Origin of the sequence: Paraburkholderia phosphatilytica (assembly GCF_003443895.1) — a bacterium.
Classification (GTDB): Bacteria; Pseudomonadota; Gammaproteobacteria; order Burkholderiales; family Burkholderiaceae; genus Paraburkholderia; species Paraburkholderia phosphatilytica.
Genome location: NZ_QQOA01000002.1, coordinates 60834 through 76254, shown reverse-complemented (window position 1 = coordinate 76254; position 15421 = coordinate 60834). Strand labels below are relative to the sequence as shown.

The 15421-nt window shown below is 64.7% G+C and carries 14 protein-coding genes; 11 read left to right on the top strand and 3 right to left on the bottom strand.

Going from position 1 to position 15421, the window contains the following annotated elements:
- Positions 1-112: 112 nt before the first annotated feature.
- Together DVS29_RS02155 and DVS29_RS02150 are read right to left on the bottom strand one after the other, a co-directional pair.
- On the bottom strand, positions 113-310 hold the full coding sequence (locus DVS29_RS02155) for a type II toxin-antitoxin system VapB family antitoxin (RefSeq protein ID WP_118178803.1): 198 nt from the start codon (positions 308-310) through the stop codon (positions 113-115).
- The gene (locus tag DVS29_RS02150; RefSeq protein WP_118178802.1) at positions 307-1422 is read right to left on the bottom strand and encodes a LacI family DNA-binding transcriptional regulator; all 1116 of its coding nucleotides are present in this window, start codon (positions 1420-1422) and stop codon (positions 307-309) included. Before DVS29_RS02150 ends, DVS29_RS02155 begins: the two co-directional genes overlap by 4 nt.
- Positions 1423-1515: 93 nt before the next feature.
- On the opposite strand from DVS29_RS02150, the gene DVS29_RS02145 reads away from it, so the two are divergent.
- From DVS29_RS02145 to DVS29_RS02095, 11 genes are all read left to right on the top strand, one after another.
- Entirely contained in the window at positions 1516-2322 is an 807-nt protein-coding gene (locus DVS29_RS02145) for an SDR family NAD(P)-dependent oxidoreductase (RefSeq protein WP_118178801.1), read from the top strand.
- A gap of 127 nt (positions 2323-2449) precedes the next feature.
- Entirely contained in the window at positions 2450-3499 is a 1050-nt protein-coding gene (locus tag DVS29_RS02140; RefSeq protein WP_118178800.1) for a TRAP transporter substrate-binding protein, read from the top strand.
- Complete coding sequence (locus DVS29_RS02135; RefSeq protein WP_118178799.1) at positions 3499-5382, top strand: TRAP transporter large permease; 1884 nt, start codon at positions 3499-3501, stop codon at positions 5380-5382. The genes DVS29_RS02140 and DVS29_RS02135 overlap by 1 nt, the downstream gene beginning before the upstream one ends.
- 17 nt (positions 5383-5399) lie before the next feature.
- Positions 5400-5954, top strand: coding sequence for a VOC family protein (locus tag DVS29_RS02130; RefSeq protein WP_118178798.1), 555 nt, complete (start codon positions 5400-5402; stop codon positions 5952-5954).
- Positions 5951-7225 (top strand): ribulose-bisphosphate carboxylase large subunit family protein, encoded by a 1275-nt coding sequence (locus DVS29_RS02125; RefSeq protein ID WP_118178797.1) that lies wholly within the window; start codon positions 5951-5953, stop codon positions 7223-7225. The genes DVS29_RS02130 and DVS29_RS02125 overlap by 4 nt, the downstream gene beginning before the upstream one ends.
- Entirely contained in the window at positions 7218-8540 is a 1323-nt protein-coding gene (locus tag DVS29_RS02120) for a four-carbon acid sugar kinase family protein (protein WP_118178796.1), read from the top strand. Before DVS29_RS02125 ends, DVS29_RS02120 begins: the two co-directional genes overlap by 8 nt.
- A 73-nt stretch (positions 8541-8613) precedes the next feature.
- On the top strand, positions 8614-9429 hold the full coding sequence (locus DVS29_RS02115) for a MipA/OmpV family protein (RefSeq protein ID WP_118178795.1): 816 nt from the start codon (positions 8614-8616) through the stop codon (positions 9427-9429).
- Between the two features lie 10 nt (positions 9430-9439).
- Entirely contained in the window at positions 9440-10141 is a 702-nt protein-coding gene (locus DVS29_RS02110; RefSeq protein WP_118178794.1) for a response regulator transcription factor, read from the top strand.
- Between the two features lie 72 nt (positions 10142-10213).
- On the top strand, positions 10214-11569 hold the full coding sequence (locus DVS29_RS02105) for a sensor histidine kinase (RefSeq protein ID WP_118178793.1): 1356 nt from the start codon (positions 10214-10216) through the stop codon (positions 11567-11569).
- A 31-nt stretch (positions 11570-11600) separates the two neighbouring features.
- Positions 11601-12449 carry an SIR2 family NAD-dependent protein deacylase gene (locus tag DVS29_RS02100; RefSeq protein WP_118178792.1) on the top strand — a complete coding sequence of 283 codons (849 nt, stop codon included), beginning with the start codon at positions 11601-11603 and terminating at the stop codon, positions 12447-12449.
- A gap of 280 nt (positions 12450-12729) precedes the next feature.
- Positions 12730-12957: a hypothetical protein gene (locus DVS29_RS02095; protein ID WP_124800585.1), complete on the top strand. Its 228-nt coding sequence runs from the start codon at positions 12730-12732 to the stop codon at positions 12955-12957.
- A 28-nt stretch (positions 12958-12985) separates the two neighbouring features.
- Here the strand turns inward: DVS29_RS02095 and DVS29_RS02090 are convergent, their stop codons facing one another.
- The gene (locus DVS29_RS02090) at positions 12986-14359 is read right to left on the bottom strand and encodes a sigma-54 dependent transcriptional regulator (RefSeq protein WP_118178790.1); all 1374 of its coding nucleotides are present in this window, start codon (positions 14357-14359) and stop codon (positions 12986-12988) included.
- Positions 14360-15421: the final 1062 nt, after the last annotated feature.

Below are 15421 nucleotides of genomic sequence, written 5' to 3'. Positions count from 1 at the left end.
TGCGCGGATAGAGCGAAGCATGACGGGTTGGTCGTGATCGCTGGTGGGCGAACTGAGTTCGTCACTCAGACAGCAACTCGCGCTCCAGAGGTCAGGGCGAGCGCGTCGGCGATCATTTCCGCCGACGTGCGGCCGAGATGCCCGGTTGGGTGCCACCCAAGGCGGCGAGCCTGCGTGCGGCTTCGCGTTCGACAAGCGCCTTCAGCGCTTCGCGCACAAGTTCGGACATATCGCTCAATCCGGTGTAATCCTGGGCGCGAGAGACCAGATCGTCGTCCAGAACGATCGTCGTTCGTGTAGCGCCCGTCAAGGCAAATTCTCCGCCAGCACGATATTGATCCGCGCGGGCTCCACGCCATTCAGCGCCGGCCGCCCGTCGCGCAGATTCGTGAACACGCGCACGGTATTGAGCACCAGCGTTTGCGGATAGATATTGATGACGGCGTCGATGGTGCCGTCGATCAGCAGCGCGCGCGTATCGGGCGTGAGTCCGTGCGCGATCAGCACGACGTTGCGCGCGCGGCCGGCTTCGGCCATCGCGCGCGCGATGCCGTCGGACGCGCCGCCGACGTTGTAGATTCCCGCCAGGTCCGGATGCTCGCTCAACAGCTGCCGCGCCTGCAGATAGTTGCTCTGCGCGTCGTCGTAACCCTCCCGCAGGCCGACCACGTGCGCGCCCGGAAAGTGCTCGCGCAGGAAGTGGCGGAACCCCATCTCCCGTTCCTCATGGCCGCGATACGCGAGCGAACCCGCGAACAGCGCGATCTTGCACTCGCGCTCGGGCGGTGCCGCGATGAAGCGGCTGAGCAGCAATCCGGCTGTTCGCCCGGCCGCGCGATTGTCCATTCCGACGAAGGCCGCGCGATGCGAATGCGTGAGATCGGAAATCAGCGTGACGATCGGCACGCCGCGGGCGTCGAGTTCGTTCGCCGCTTCGCGCACCACCGGATGTTCGAGCGGCATGAACGCGATGCCGTCGCTGTGACGCGCGAGCTTGAGCAGCGCGGCCGCCAGCGCGTGCGGATCGAAGCCTTCGGTCGTATGGCAGCGGCACCGCACGTTGTACGGCTTGATCAGGTCGCTGCCCCGGTTGATCGAATCGGCGAGCATGTGCAGATAGCGGTTGGTGCCGGACGGCAGCAGGAACGACAGCCGCATCGGTTCGGCCAGCACGCTCGCGATCGACGCGTCCTGCGGCACATACCCAAGCTGCCGCGCCGCGCTCAGCACGCGTTCGGCCGTCATGCCGCGCACGCCGCCGCGCTGGTTCAGCACGCGGTCCACCGTGGCGGTCGAGCAGCTGGCCACGCGCGCCACGTCGTCGATACGCGGCCGCGACGCGATGACGGTTGCATCCGCGACGGACGTCGATGCGGCCGATGTGGAAGATTCAGAGCGCGGCAGGTAAGAGACTCGCCTCATGATGGAGCATCAAAAAACATCATTTTGTGGATTTGACGACAGGACGCGCACATCTTAACGTTGGTCGCGTGATTTTCACAGCGTGGAGACAGGATGGGCACGGAACAGAAGGGCAAGCTCGACGGACGCGTGGCGATCGTGTTCGGCGCCGGCTCGGTCGGCGATGGCTGGGGCAACGGCAAGGCGGCGGCGGTCGCCTATGCGGAAGCGGGCGCGCGCGTGGTGTGCGTGGACCGGCAACGCGCGGCCGCGCAGGTCACCGCGGAGATCATCGCCGGCGTGGGCGGCGACGCGATCGGCGTGGCGGCGGACGTCGTGTCGCTTGCCGAGGTGCAGGCCGCGGTCGCCGCGGCGCTGGAAACCTACGGCCGGATCGACGTGCTGCACAACAACGTCGGCATCACGTCGCAAGGCGGCCCGGTCGAAACGGACGAAGCGACGTGGGACCGCGTGATGACGGTCAACGTCAAGAGCATGTTCCTGACCAGCAAATGCGTGCTGCCCATCATGGAGCAGCAGGGCAGCGGCGCGATCGTCAATATCGGCGCGCTGGGCGGCGTGCGCTGGACCGGCTACGCATACTGCGCGTATGCGGCGTCGAAAGGCGCGGTCAACAGCTTCACGCAGAGCGTCGCGCTGCAGTACGCGGCGCGCGGCATTCGCGCGAACTGCATCCTGCCCGGCGTGATGGACACGCCGCACATCTACCAGCAGATCTCGGGCTTCTACAACGATCATGCGGAAATGGTGGCTGCGCGCAACAAGCTTTCGCCGACGGGACGCATGGGCGACGGCTGGGACGTCGCGCGCGCGGCGGTGTTTCTCGCATCGGACGACGCCCGCTATATCAACGGCGTCGAACTGTTCGTCGACGGCGGGATGCATGCCCGCTGCGGTTGATTGGAGACCTCAAAAACCATCAACACCGTCAATTGACGTCGGGTCGGGACGACGCTAAAAGAGAATCCAGGTGCACCCGACACATCGAGCGTCCAACGAGGCGCGAGACATAACCAAGGAGACAGCAGTGAAGGATTCCGCAGATCGCCCCGATCCCCGCCGCCGCGCCGTACTGCGCTCGCTTGCCGCTGTGCCGGTGGCGGGCGCCGCCGGCCTGATATTGCCTGCCGCGGCGCGCGCGGCCCAGGCGCCGCAGTTCACACTTAAGTACGGCAACAACCTGCCCACCTCGCATCCGCTCAACATTCGCACGCAGCAGGCGGCGAAGCGGGTCGAGCAGGAGAGCAACGGCCGCGTGGTCATCAACATCTTTCCGAACAACCAGCTGGGCGGCGATACCGACATGCTCGCGCAGGTGCGCAGCGGCGGTATCGACATGTTCACGCCGGGCACGATGGTGATCGCGCCGATCGCGCCGGTCAGCGCGATCACGGCGGTCGGCTTCGCGTTCCAGAGCTACGACCAGGTGTGGGCCGCGGTCGACGGCAAGCTGGGCGATCACATCCGCGCGACCTTCGCGAACGCCGGTCTTCACACGTTCGAAAAGATGTGGGACAACGGCTTCCGGCAGATCACGACGAGCACGAAACCGGTACAGAGCGCGGCGGACCTCGTCAACATGAAGATCCGCGTGCCGGTCAGCGCGATGGGCATCTCGCTGTTCAAGTCGTTGTCCGCGGCGCCGACGAGCCTGCAGTTCAGCGAGGTGTATTCCGCGCTGCAGACGAAGGTCGTCGACGCGCAGGAGAATCCGCTCGCGATCGTGCAGACGGCCAAGCTGTACGAAGTGCAGAAATACTGCTCGCTGACCAACCACAGCTGGGACGGCTATCACTTCGTCGTCAACGGCCGCTCGTGGGACGCATTGCCGGCCGATCTGAAGACGATCGTGTCGCGTGCCTTCAACGAAGCCGGCATGCAGCAGCGCGCCGACGTCCGCAAGCTCAACGATGGCCTGCAGGCGCAACTGGCTAAGGACGGTCTCGCTTTCAACCCGGCGCCCGCCGAATCGTTCCGCGACGCACTGCGCAAGGCGGGCTTCTACGCGCAATGGAAAGGCAAGTTCGGCGACGACGCGTGGGCGCTGCTCGAAACCTACGCGGGCAAGGTCGCGTGATGAACGCCGAACACGTGGCAACGCCGCCGCTATCCACAGAACGTTCGCATGCCACGCGGGGCGTGCTCGATCGCATCGAAGTCGCGGTCGGCGCGCTCACCGAGTATGCCGCGGCCGTGCTGGTGCTCGCCGAAATCGTCGTGCTGTTCTGGGGGATCGTCGCGCGCTACGTGTTCAACAGCCCGCTCGTGTGGTCCGACGAAGTGGCCGGCATGTGCTTTCTGTGGCTGTCGATGCTAGGCGCGGTGGTCGCGTTGCGGCGCGGCGAGCATATGCGGATGACGGCGCTGGTGGCGCGGCTCGGGCCGTCGGCGCGCGCCAGCATGGACTGCATCGCGATGACGGCGGCGCTCGCGTTTCTGGTACTGGTCGCGTATCCGGCCTACCAGTACACGAGCGACCAGGCGATCGTCACCACGCCCGCGCTGCAGATCAGCGACGCGTGGCGCGCGTCGGCGCTGCCCGTCGGCATCGGGCTGATGCTGCTGGTCAGCGTGCTGCGCCTCGCGCGCGTATGCCGCGTGCGCGACATCGTCGTGTCGCTGGTCGCGGTGGGCGCGATCATCGCCGCGTTCTGGGCGCTGGGTCCGCTGCTCGCGCCGCTCGGCAAGCTCAATCTGCTGATCTTCTTCGTCGGCGTGGTCGGCGCCAGCGTGTTCGGCGGCATCCCGATCGCGTTCGCGTTCGCGCTCGCCACCTTCGGCTTTCTCGCGTTGACTACGACCACGCCGATGAGCGTGCTCGTCGGGCGCATGGACGAGGGCATGTCGCACCTGATCCTGCTCGCCATCCCGCTGTTCGTGTTCCTCGGCCTGCTGATCGAGATGACCGGCATGGCGAGCGCGATGGTGCGGTTTCTCGCGAGCGTGCTCGGGCGCGTGCGCGGCGGCATGTCGTACGTGCTGGTCTGTGCGATGTATCTGGTCTCGGGCATCTCGGGATCGAAAGCGGCCGATATGGCCGCGATCGCGCCCGTGCTGTTTCCGGAGATGAAGGCGCGCGGCACCAAGCCCGGCGAGCTCGTCGCGCTGCTCTCTACCGCGGGTGCGCAGACCGAGACGATCCCGCCATCGATCGTGCTGATCACCGTCGGCTCCGTGACGGGCGTGTCGATTTCCGCGCTGTTCACGGCGGGCGTGCTGCCGGGGCTGTTGCTGGGCCTCGTGCTGTGCGCGGTGATCTGGTGGCGTTACCGCGGCAGCGATCACGGCGATGCTGCGCCTGTCGCGCGTAAAGAGATCGGCAGGGCGTTCGTGTTCGCGCTGCCGTCGCTCGTGCTGCCGTTCCTGATCCGCGCGGCAGTGGTGGAAGGCGTGGCCACCGCCACCGAGGTGTCGACCATCGGCATCGCGTGGTCGGTGCTGGTCGGCCTGCTGATCTACCGGAAGTTCGACGCGCGCCGGCTGCCCGCGATGCTGATCGAAACGGCGGCGCTGTCCGGCGCGATCGTGTTCATCATCGGCTCCGCGACCGCGATGGCGTGGGCGTTGACCCAGTCCGGCTTCGCGCAGGACATCGCGCACGCCGCGTCGTCGCTGCCGGGCGGCAAGGCGGACTTCATGGCCTGCTCTGTGATTGCGTTCATGGTGCTCGGCAGTGTGCTGGAAGGCATTCCCGCTATCGTGCTGTTCGGCCCGCTGATGTTCCCGATCGCCCGCGCGGTGGGCGTCAACGAGATCTACTATGCGATCGTCGTGGTGCTCTCGATGGGCGTGGGGCTGTTCTCGCCGCCGTTCGGCGTCGGTTATTACACCGCGTGCGCGATCAGCCGCGTCGACCCGGCGGAGGGCCTCCGCCACATCTGGGGTTACCTCGCCGCATTGATCGCCGGACTTGTGCTGATTACCGCCGTTCCGTGGATCTCGACCTGTCTGCTTCATTGAAAGGAGTTCGAAGCATTATGAGCCGATTCTTTGGCGCGGTGCGCCAGGTCGCCTACCTCGTGCCCGACATCGAAGCGTCGATGGACTACTGGGCCAATACGCTCGGCGTGGGCCCGTGGTTCTACAACCCGCGGGTGCCGATCGAGAACTACCGCTACCGCGGTCAGCGCTACGAGCCGCACAATTCCGTCGCGCTCGCGAATTCGGGCGGGCTGCAGATCGAACTGCTGCAAACGCGCAACGCCGTGCCGTCGATGTACCGCGATTTCCAGCAGGCCGGCCACGTCGGCGCGCAGCACTTCGCGTACTGGACCAAAGACTTCGACGCCGATCTCGCGCGCGCTCGCGCAGCCGGCTTCGAGGTGCTGATGAGCGGCGAAGTCGGCGAAAAAGGGCGCTTCGTATATTTCGCGGAACGGGACGGGCATCCCGGCCTGCACCCTGGCGCGGTGATCGAACTGTCGGAAGTTGCGGGTCCGAAGGGACGTCTGTTCGACATGATTCGTCAGTCATCCCGGGGTTGGGACGGCAGCGACCCGGTCCGTCCGTTTCCGGAGCTCGCGAGCCTATGACTACGGTGCGTGCCCGTTACCGGATCGAAACGCCGCTGGATCCCGCCCGCGTTGCGGAGGTGCTCGCGGGCGAGCAGAGCAGCGGAACCTTCGTGCGCGTACACGGCGAGAGCGAAGCGTTGCAGGCACGCAGCGGCGCGACGGTGCACCGTGTCGACGTGGTGGGCGAAGCGGCGGCGCCGGGTTTGCCTAGCGCTTACCTCGAGCGCCGCGGCGCGAGTGGCCCCTGGCGGCAGGCACTGGTGGAAGTCGACTTTCCCATCGCGAACTTCGGCGACAACCTGCCTACACTTGCCGCGACCCTCGCGGGCAATCTCTACGACCTCGGCGAGACGACCGGCGTGCGGCTCGAGCACATCGAGATCCCGGCGTCGTTCCGCGCGCGCTTCGACCGGCCGAAACATGGCGCGGCCGGCACCCGGCGTCTGGCCGGCGTCGCCGGAGGGCCGTTGTTCGGCACGATCATCAAGCCGAACGTCGGGCTGCATGCCGACGAAACGGCGGCGCTCGTCGCCCGGCTGTGCGAGGCCGGCATCGATTTCATCAAGGATGACGAAGTCTGTGCGAACCCCGTGCATGCGCCGATCGGCCAACGCGTGCCGGCCGTAATGGACGTCGTGCGGCGCTGGCGCGACCGTTCGGGCAAGGCGGTGATCGTGGCCTTCAATATCACGGACGAACACGATGCGATGCTCCGGCACGCCGAGCTGATCGAACGTGAGGAGGGCGCCTGCGCGATGGTGAGCCTCAACTGGTGCGGATTTTCGTCGGTGCAGTCGCTGCGCCGACGGACCGGCCTCGCGATTCACGGGCATCGCAACGGCTTCGGCATGTTTTCGCGGCACCCCGGCCTCGGCATCGCGTTTCAGGCGTACCAGTTGCTGTGGCGCCTCGCGGGCGTCGATCACATGCACGTGCACGGGTTGAACGGCAAGTTTTCGCAACCCAACGACGAAGTCGTGTCGTCCGCGCAGGATTGCCTGACGCCGCTCGCCGATCCGCGGGATCTCGCCGACCGGGTGATGCCGGCGTTTTCGTCGGGGCAGTGGGCGGGAACGTTGCCCGAGACGATCGCTGCCGTGCCGTCGGGCGATCTGCTGTTCATGTGCGGCGGTGGCATTCTCGCGCACCCTGGCGGCCCGGCGGCGGGCATCCGCAGTCTGCGCGACGCGTGGCAGGCTACGCAGGGGGGTGAGACGCTCGACGCGTATGCGACCCACGCTCCCGCGCTCGCCGACGCGTTGTCGTTCTTCGGGAACGCGCATGGCTGACGCGGCGTCGGCTTCGTTGCCACCACCGCGACTCGCGTACTACGGCGACGACTTCACAGGCGCGAGCGACACCCTCGCGACGCTCGCCGAAGCCGGGCTGCGCGCGCTGCTGTTTCTCGGCGTGCCGACCGCTGCGCGCGTCGCGCAATGCGGGCCGCTCGATGCGATCGGCGTGGCGGGCGCGGCGCGTTCGATGGACCCGGCCTCGATGCGCGACGAACTGCGGCCGGTCGCGCGGTTCCTTGCATCACTGGGCGCGCCGGTGGTGCAGTACAAGTGCTGCTCGACCTTCGATAGCGCGCCGCACGTCGGCAATCTCGCGGTTGCGCTGGAGGTTCTTGGCGAGCCGCTTGGCGCGCCGTGGGTCGGCATCGTCGGTGGTCAGCCGAGCCTCGGGCGCTACTGCGCGTTTGGCCAGCTGTTCGCGACAGCGGGCGGCGAGGCGGCATTCCGGATCGACCGACACCCGACGATGAGCCGTCATCCCGTCACGCCGATGCACGAGGCGGACCTGCGCGCGCATCTGCAGGCGCAGGGCATGGCGGAGATCGGGCTGACCGATTTCCGGCGCTATGGCGATGCCGGCGAGCTGCAGCTTGCCGGTGCACGGATGCTGTTCGACGTCACGGAGGCCGCACAGCTGGGCTCAATCGGCCGCGCGTTGTGGCAAAAGGCGACGCGTGAACAACCGGTGCTGGCGCTGGGCGCGAGCAGCGTCGCACAGGCGCTGATCGCGTGCTGGCGTGAGAGTGAGATATGTTCAGCGGCGTCGGAGGCGGCTAGCATCGATGCACCGCAGGGACCGGTGCTGGTGCTGTGCGGCAGTCAGTCACCGGTCACCGCGCGTCAGGTCGACGCGAGCAGCAGCGTGTTCGACTACCTGAGCTTCGATCCGGAGCGCGACGCCGACGCAGTCATCGAAACGGCCGAGCGCGTGCTCGGCGATGGACGGCATCTGTTGATCCAGACTACGCCGCCCGTCGTATCAGGGCCGAGCGGGCTGAGCCCACGACACGCAGCGCTGGCGACGGGCGCGATGCTCGTGCGGCTGCTTCGACGCGTGCCTTCCGTGCGGCGCGTGGGCATCGCCGGCGGCGATACGTCCAGCTTCGCCGTGCAGGCGCTCGGGGGCTGGGGATTGCAGCATATCGGTCGGCTTGGAAGTGGCGTGTCGCTGGTGCGCTGTCTCGCCGACGACGATCGCTTCGATGGGCTCGAACTGATGCTGAAGGGCGGGCAGATGGGCGACGATGGGTTGTTCGGGCGGTTGGTGGGCTTTCCTGAAGGTTCTCCCAAAGGTTCTTTTGACCGGTAAGTAACCGGTAAGTCGAACGCCTATAGAGTCGCTGTCGTTCTATCTACCGACTCTCTGGGAAGCCCACGTGAAAATGAAGCCCCTGCGCTTGTTGCCGCTGTTCGTGACCATCACATCGATTGCATTGTCGTCCGGCGCGGCGCGGGCAGAGGGGGAAGGCGGTTCCGACCAGCCCGATGCCGGGAATTCCGGCCTGACCATCCTGAACGATGCGACCAATGTGACGCACTGGGGACTTGGCGCGGGCGTCGGGCTGCGGGAGTCGCCCTACAAGGGCGATGGCATGCAGGTCATGCCATTCCCGCTGGTGTCTTTCGACGATAAATGGGTGCATCTCATCGGCACCACGGTCGACCTGAAGATCGGCGACTGGAGCGGAGTGAGCGTGGCGCTGCGCGGCAGGTATTCGCTCGCCGACGGCTACCGCCAGTCCGACGCCCCGATCCTGAACGGCATGGAGAATCGCAACGGCGCGTTCTGGTATGGTCCCGCGCTCGCGTGGCACACTGCGTACGGAACGCTTTCCGGCGACTTCCTGCTGGGCGGCAACAAGGGCGAACGCGCCGGTCTGGACTACAGCAAGTCCTTCGGACTCGGCCAGTTTTCAATCACGCCGCACGTGGGAATCGACTGGCTTAGCAGCCAGTACGTCAACTACTATTACGGCGTTCGCCCGTCAGAAGCGCGATCGGACCGCCCGGCGTACACCGGCACCGCCACGTGGAATGTGTCGCTCGGAACGCGGGTCGACTACCGGTTGACGGCGCATCAGCGCGTGCTGCTGGACGTCGGCGTGTCGCATCTCGGCAGCGGCGTCACCGACAGTCCGCTCGTCGGCAAGCGGTTCATTCCGGAAGTCAGAATCGGCTACAACTACCAGTTCAAGTAAGGACGGCGTCATGTCTCGCGTTGCCATTGTCGAGGATCACGAACGGCTTGCCGACATGGTGCGACGTGCGCTCGCGGGCGTGGGCGTCGAGGCGGATCTGTTTCGCAGCGTCTCCGAGGCGACGCTGGGCGTGAGCCGCGCCGATTACGCGGTGCTGATCATCGACCGCGGCTTGCCGGATGGCGATGGGTTGAGCTTCCTGCGCACGTTGCGCGCGGCAGGGCGGATGACGCCATGCCTGATTCTGACCGCCCGCGATGCGCTGCGCGACCGCGTCGACGGCCTCGAAAGCGGCGCGGACGACTACGTAACGAAGCCGTTTGCGATGAGCGAGCTCGTGGCGCGCGTCCGCACCTTGATGCGCCGGCCTGTAGCGCTGACTGCGCTGGTGGCGTCGTTTGCCGGCGTGACGATCGATCCCGGTACCCGCGAAATGCGCTGCAGCGAGTTGTCGGCATTGCTCGCGCCAGCTGAACTGCAGGTCATGCTGTGCCTGATCGAAGCGGCCGGCCGCACGGTCCGGCATGGCGCACTCGAACACGCCGCGTGGGGATTCGGCGAAGCGGTCACACCCAATGCGCTGGAAGTGACTGTGCATCGCCTGCGCAAGAAGCTTGCGGCCATCCGCGCCAACGCGCGTCTCGTCAATCTTCGCGGTTCGGGTTTTGCCCTCGAACCGACGTCGGAATCCGCAATCGCCTCCATCCGGTAGCCGGAGCGTGCATGAAACGACGGTTTGCGATCGGGCTGCGGCGCCCGATCTTCGGCGGAGAATGAAGACCTCATGTTCAAGCACTGGATTCACAGTCTGTCGATAAGACTATGGGCGACGACAGTCGTCGCGCTGGCGGTCAGCCTGGCGGTGCTGGGCGGGCTGGCCAACTACCTGATTCCCCATTTTCCGGAGGAGACCATCGGGCGGCGCGAGCAGGCGGAATACGTGCACAAGGTCGTGGGCGGAATCGTCTTCAGCGACGCGGGTGTGCCCGTCTCGGTCAAGCTGTCGGAGCGCGAAGCGTGGATGTTCCAGGTGGCGGCCACCGAACTCAAATACCGCGTGCTCGACGGGCAAGGACGCGTGCTGCTGTCGTCGACAGGCGCGGAGAAAGATGGGCCGTGGCTCGCGGCCAATCCCGAGGAGGCCGTCGGCAAAATGGGGTATGTGGCGATCGACGGCAGGCGGTTTTCGGTCGCGACGCAGCGTGTGACGCGGAATCAGTCGGTGTTCTACGTGGAAACCGCGACGAGCGCGCGTTTCGTCGAAGCGCTGGTGGGGCTGAAGATGAAGCCGATACCGGCAATCGTGCGCGTGATCTTTCTTCTCGCGATCGCGATTTTTGGGCTGGTGCTGCCGTTTTCGCTGCGGCGGGCGCTCAAGCCATTGCGCGATGCATCCAGTGCGGCTGCGCACATCACGCCACGTCATCTGAAAACCCGCCTCTCGACCGTTGGCGTCCCAAGCGAAATCAAACCGTTGATCGATGCCTTCAACGAGGCGCTAGGACGGCTGGAAAACGGATTTACGGTTCAGCAGCAATTTCTCGCGGCTGCCGCGCACGAGCTTCAAACCCCGCTGACCTTGATTCGCGGTCAGATCGAGTTGCAGCCGGATGTCGGCGAAAAGGACCTGATGTTTCGCGAGATCGATCTGATGTCGCGGCAAGTGAGGCAGCTGTTGCATCTCGCTGAAGTCAGCGAGGCGCAGAATTTCAACTTCGTCGAAGTGAGCGGCATCGACGTGGCGCAGGATGTCGTCACGTATCTCGCACGCAAGGCCGACGCCAGACAGGTGAAGCTGCATGTCGAAGAGCGCGGGTCGCCGATGCCCATCTGGGCGGACCCGGGCGCATTGTTCATTCTGCTCAAGAACATCGTCGAGAACGCGATCAACGCGTCGCATGGAAATGGCGTCGTGTCGCTGGCGGTGAACACCGCATCCATCGAGATTTCCGACGACGGCCCTGGCATCCAGAAGGACCATCTTCCGTTTCTGTTCGAACGGTTCTGGCGGGCGCCGGGTGCGGGGTACGATGGTGCCGGGTTGGGACTCGCGATATGCAGGGAAATCGCGTTGACGCACGACTGGCGATTGACTGTCAGCAGCCTGACACGGGGAACGCGATTCACGGTCTGGCTGTAGCGCATTGGGATAGAACCCGCAGGTTTATAGAATGGAAGAGCGCGAAAAACTGAAGCGAGCCGCAACATGGCTACGCGAGGCAGATGGCCTGATCGTGACGGCGGGCGCCGGGATGAGTGTCGAGTCGGGCTTGCCTGATTTTCGTGGCGCAGACGGATTTTGGCGCGCCTATCCGGCGCTGAAGAATCATTTGCTCACCTTTCAGGACATGGCAAACCCACGAGCACTCTTTACTCACCCCGCGCTTTGCTGGGGGGTTTACGGGCATCGACTTAACCTCTATCGTCAGACTGCTCCGCATCGGGGATTTCAGATACTGCGCGAGTGGGCTGCCAGCATGTCACACGGGTCGGCTGTCTTCACCAGCAACGTAGATGGTCAGTTTCAGAAGGCCGGTTTTGATGACGGCCTGATTGCGGAGTGTCACGGCTCGATTCACGTTCTGCAGTGTGCGGAGGTCTGCTGTGACCTGCTGTGGGCCGCTGATGACGTGCAGCCGATCGTCGATGAAACGCGGTGCGAACTCGTCAGCGAACTTCCGCGCTGCCCCCACTGTGGTGCGCTCGCGCGCCCGAACATCGTGATGTTCGGTGACTACGACTGGATTGCTCTGCGCACGGAGTACCAGGAAGCCCGGTTGCGTGCATGGTTGTCTGTGGTCGATAGACCGGTTGTGGTGGAGATCGGTGCCGGGAAAACGATCCCCACTGTTCGGGCATTTAGCGAGCGCAATGGCGCTCGCGTTATCCGGATCAACCCACGAGACTGTGGCATTCCGTCGAGCCGGGGCGTGGGATTGGCACGAGGGGCCGTGGAAGGTTTGACGATGCTGGACGAGGCATGGAGGCACTGTGACAATGTGGGATTTGGGCGCGAATGACTGCAGTCGGCGCGTTTCCGGGCCGCCTCGAATGAACGCAGACCTATTGAACCGTCGTCGGGTCGAATCCGCACCGTTTCGGGTGACACCATGAGGAACACTTTCGCAGCGCTGTTTTTTCGGCCTGGCAGCGTCGAGCACGCTTGCTGCAACTTCAGATCCGTTCAGCTTCTATGGAACATGGAGCGTCGATTCGATCGTTGGATACAGCGAAGTGTCGGTTGGAGAAGACCAGCTGCGTGGTCTGATCGGTCAGCACGTGGTGATCAGCAAGAGTGGGATGAAAGTTGAAGACGACGATTGCAGGGCGGACAACATGCGGGTTGCCAGCAAGGCCACGGCATCGATTCTCCTGCAAGAATATAAAGTCGGCCCAAAGGACGCCCACCTGCCAGCTCGCACGCTGGTGCTGGACGCTGATCCCTGCGGCTACGTGTTCCGCTCAGGAAAAAGCATTGTCTTTACTCAGGACGGGGCGTTTTATCGCGCAACCCGGGTCAGTCAGTAGCGTCGCCTGACCCAACGCCGTCCACACCCTACGACACCGAATCCGCCGCATCATTCTGCGCGCGCCCGCCATTCATGATCCGGTAAAGCGTCGCGCGCGACACACCCAGATCCGCCGCCGCACCCGAGAGATTGTGCCCATGCCGGCGCAACGCGTCGTCGATCGCGCCGATCTCCGCGCGCGCGCGCACTTCGGCGAGCGTCAGTCCACGCGATGGCGAAGCATCCGGAAGTCCAAGGTCGCCTGCCGTGATGAACCGGCCATCGGCCATCACGATCGCACGCCGCACGCAGTTGAGCAGCTCGCGCACGTTGCCCGGCCACGCGTAATTGCACAGCGCGCCGATCGCATCCGTCCGGAAGCCGCGAATCCTGCGCGCGTTGTCCTGCCGGAACATCGACAGCGCGTAGCTGGCGAGCAGCTTGATGTCGCTGCCGCGTTCGCGCAGCGGCGGCGCCTTGAGCCGCAACACGCAAAGACGGTGATAGAGGTCGGCACGGAACCGTCCGTTGCGCACGGCCGCGTCGAGATCCACGTGCGTCGCCGAAATGATCCGCACGTCCACCTTGATCGATTCGGTTCCGCCCAGACGCTCGATCGTGCCTTCCTGCAGGAAGCGCAGCAACACGGCCTGGCACTCGATGGGCATGTCGCCGATCTCGTCGAGAAACAGCGTGCCGCCATGCGCTGCCTCGACACGTCCGATCTTGCGTTGCGCCGCGCCCGTGAACGCGCCGCGTTCATGGCCGAACAGTTCCGACTGCAGCAGCGTGGCAGGAACGGCGGCGCAGTTTATTGCGACGTGCGGGCGTGTCGCGCGCGACGAGAGCGTGTGAATCGCCAGGGCCGCCAGTTCCTTACCGGTGCCTGACTCGCCGGAAATGAACACGGGCGCGTCGCACGGCGCACACCGTTCTATCTCGCGATAGAGCCGCAGCATCGCGTCGCACTCGCCGATCATCCCGTGCTTGCCGATGGCGGTATCCGGCGCGGCATGCGAGCGGCGTAGCGTCGACAGACCATACGCGTGGCCGAGTGCGAACGTCAGACGTTCCTCCGCGCACGGAGCCGTGACGAAATCGAAGCAGTGCTCGAGGATGAAGCGCCGGATCGATTCGTCCTCGGTCTGTCCGGGCATCACGTGCGCGATCCAGACGGTGTCGGTGTCTTCCATCGACTCGACGAACTTGTGCAGATATTCCGCCGGACATTCCTTCGGGAGATCGACGAGGCCAACCGGAAACGCGGCGCGTCCGAACCTGCTGCGCAACTCCGCGAGCGAACACACGCGTTCGACGCGCCAGCCGGCATCCGCGAGCAATGCCTGCTCGCGGTCGTTATGGGCGGACGAAAGATGAACTATGGCGCGCGACGGCGCGCCCGATGCACAGATGCTGCTCATGCATCCCCCGATCTGTTGGTTGTACGTACGGATTGGTCATCGCATATCGTTCGTACGATTTGCTATCGATCAGCATGGCGCGGCACGGCGCGTCTCGTCGGATGAATGTTCATCATGGGGGCCCCCTGTGAATCGATGTGTTCCACTGGTACGACTATTGGTCTGCATTGCCGGATTTTTAAATTTTCGGCGAGTGCTTCGTTGAGCACCTGTCTCTCAACATACGGCAAAGCACGCGAAATCGACAAGGGACAAATCGCAACATTCGGGTTTCCTCGCACGCGCAAACAGCATCAACGAACATCGATCGAAACGTTTTGCGTCTGTCTTGTTTAACGGCGCCGCGTGTGTGTTACTTGATTGGCACATCGTAGTTCTACCAACCATTAGTCTGCGAATGAGAATACAGTGCTCGCTCGACGCATCGTGAAGAAGCAGCGCTGCACTATCGATGTGCAAAACATGCGGGCTTACCCCAACCGTTCGACGAACGAATGCGCAGTGGAAGCGATTCCTGTTCGACCGCGAGATGAAATGTGCATCACGCGTAGGTGTTTTCCATGCGGCGCATGCGCTTCGACATTCCCCGGCGACGCGTCTCAGCTTTGCGACACGTTTTCCTCTGCCGCACGATCCGTCGATCATCGTCGCGCTCACTCGCGCAAATCGTCGGCACACATGCGAAGAGCGAATGGCGGCGCGCCTCGCGCAAATCGCAACCGCTTCGATGTCGTGCTCGCGCGCCGGGCGCGTCGTGCCCGGCGTCGCCCGAATTCATGTATAGCCGATGCAACGCCTGCTGCGAGCTGCGTCGTTGCGCGTTCGTGCTGCCTTCGCTGAAACCCTTGTCGCACAAGGATTTGCGCCGCAGTGGCACACACGTTGCAAATACCCGGCGCAACGAAGGCCGATGTGGCCGACGTGAACGGGTAGCACAACAGCGAAGCGTAGACCGAACGACAAAGCAACGCTTCCAGCTGCGGCGAACAGGAAACCGGCGCATACGGAACGCGTTGGATCGTTAGCAACCCGTACGGAGTCCAGGTTTCACGAAGCGAGTCA

Excerpts from the sequence above, each read along its gene's own strand:
- DVS29_RS02150 (WP_118178802.1), bottom strand. The coding sequence starts at position 1,422 with ATGAGGCGAGTCTCTTACCTGCCGCGCTCTGAATCTTCCACATCGGCC.
- DVS29_RS02145 (WP_118178801.1), top strand. The coding sequence starts at position 1,516 with ATGGGCACGGAACAGAAGGGCAAGCTCGACGGACGCGTGGCGATCGTG.
- DVS29_RS02135 (WP_118178799.1), top strand. The coding sequence starts at position 3,499 with ATGAACGCCGAACACGTGGCAACGCCGCCGCTATCCACAGAACGTTCG.
- DVS29_RS02130 (WP_118178798.1), top strand. The coding sequence starts at position 5,400 with ATGAGCCGATTCTTTGGCGCGGTGCGCCAGGTCGCCTACCTCGTGCCC.
- DVS29_RS02125 (WP_118178797.1), top strand. The coding sequence starts at position 5,951 with ATGACTACGGTGCGTGCCCGTTACCGGATCGAAACGCCGCTGGATCCC.
- DVS29_RS02120 (WP_118178796.1), top strand. The coding sequence starts at position 7,218 with ATGGCTGACGCGGCGTCGGCTTCGTTGCCACCACCGCGACTCGCGTAC.
- DVS29_RS02115 (WP_118178795.1), top strand. The coding sequence starts at position 8,614 with ATGAAGCCCCTGCGCTTGTTGCCGCTGTTCGTGACCATCACATCGATT.
- DVS29_RS02110 (WP_118178794.1), top strand. The coding sequence starts at position 9,440 with ATGTCTCGCGTTGCCATTGTCGAGGATCACGAACGGCTTGCCGACATG.
- DVS29_RS02105 (WP_118178793.1), top strand. The coding sequence starts at position 10,214 with ATGTTCAAGCACTGGATTCACAGTCTGTCGATAAGACTATGGGCGACG.
- DVS29_RS02100 (WP_118178792.1), top strand. The coding sequence starts at position 11,601 with ATGGAAGAGCGCGAAAAACTGAAGCGAGCCGCAACATGGCTACGCGAG.
- DVS29_RS02095 (WP_124800585.1), top strand. The coding sequence starts at position 12,730 with ATGAAAGTTGAAGACGACGATTGCAGGGCGGACAACATGCGGGTTGCC.
- DVS29_RS02090 (WP_118178790.1), bottom strand. The coding sequence starts at position 14,359 with ATGAGCAGCATCTGTGCATCGGGCGCGCCGTCGCGCGCCATAGTTCAT.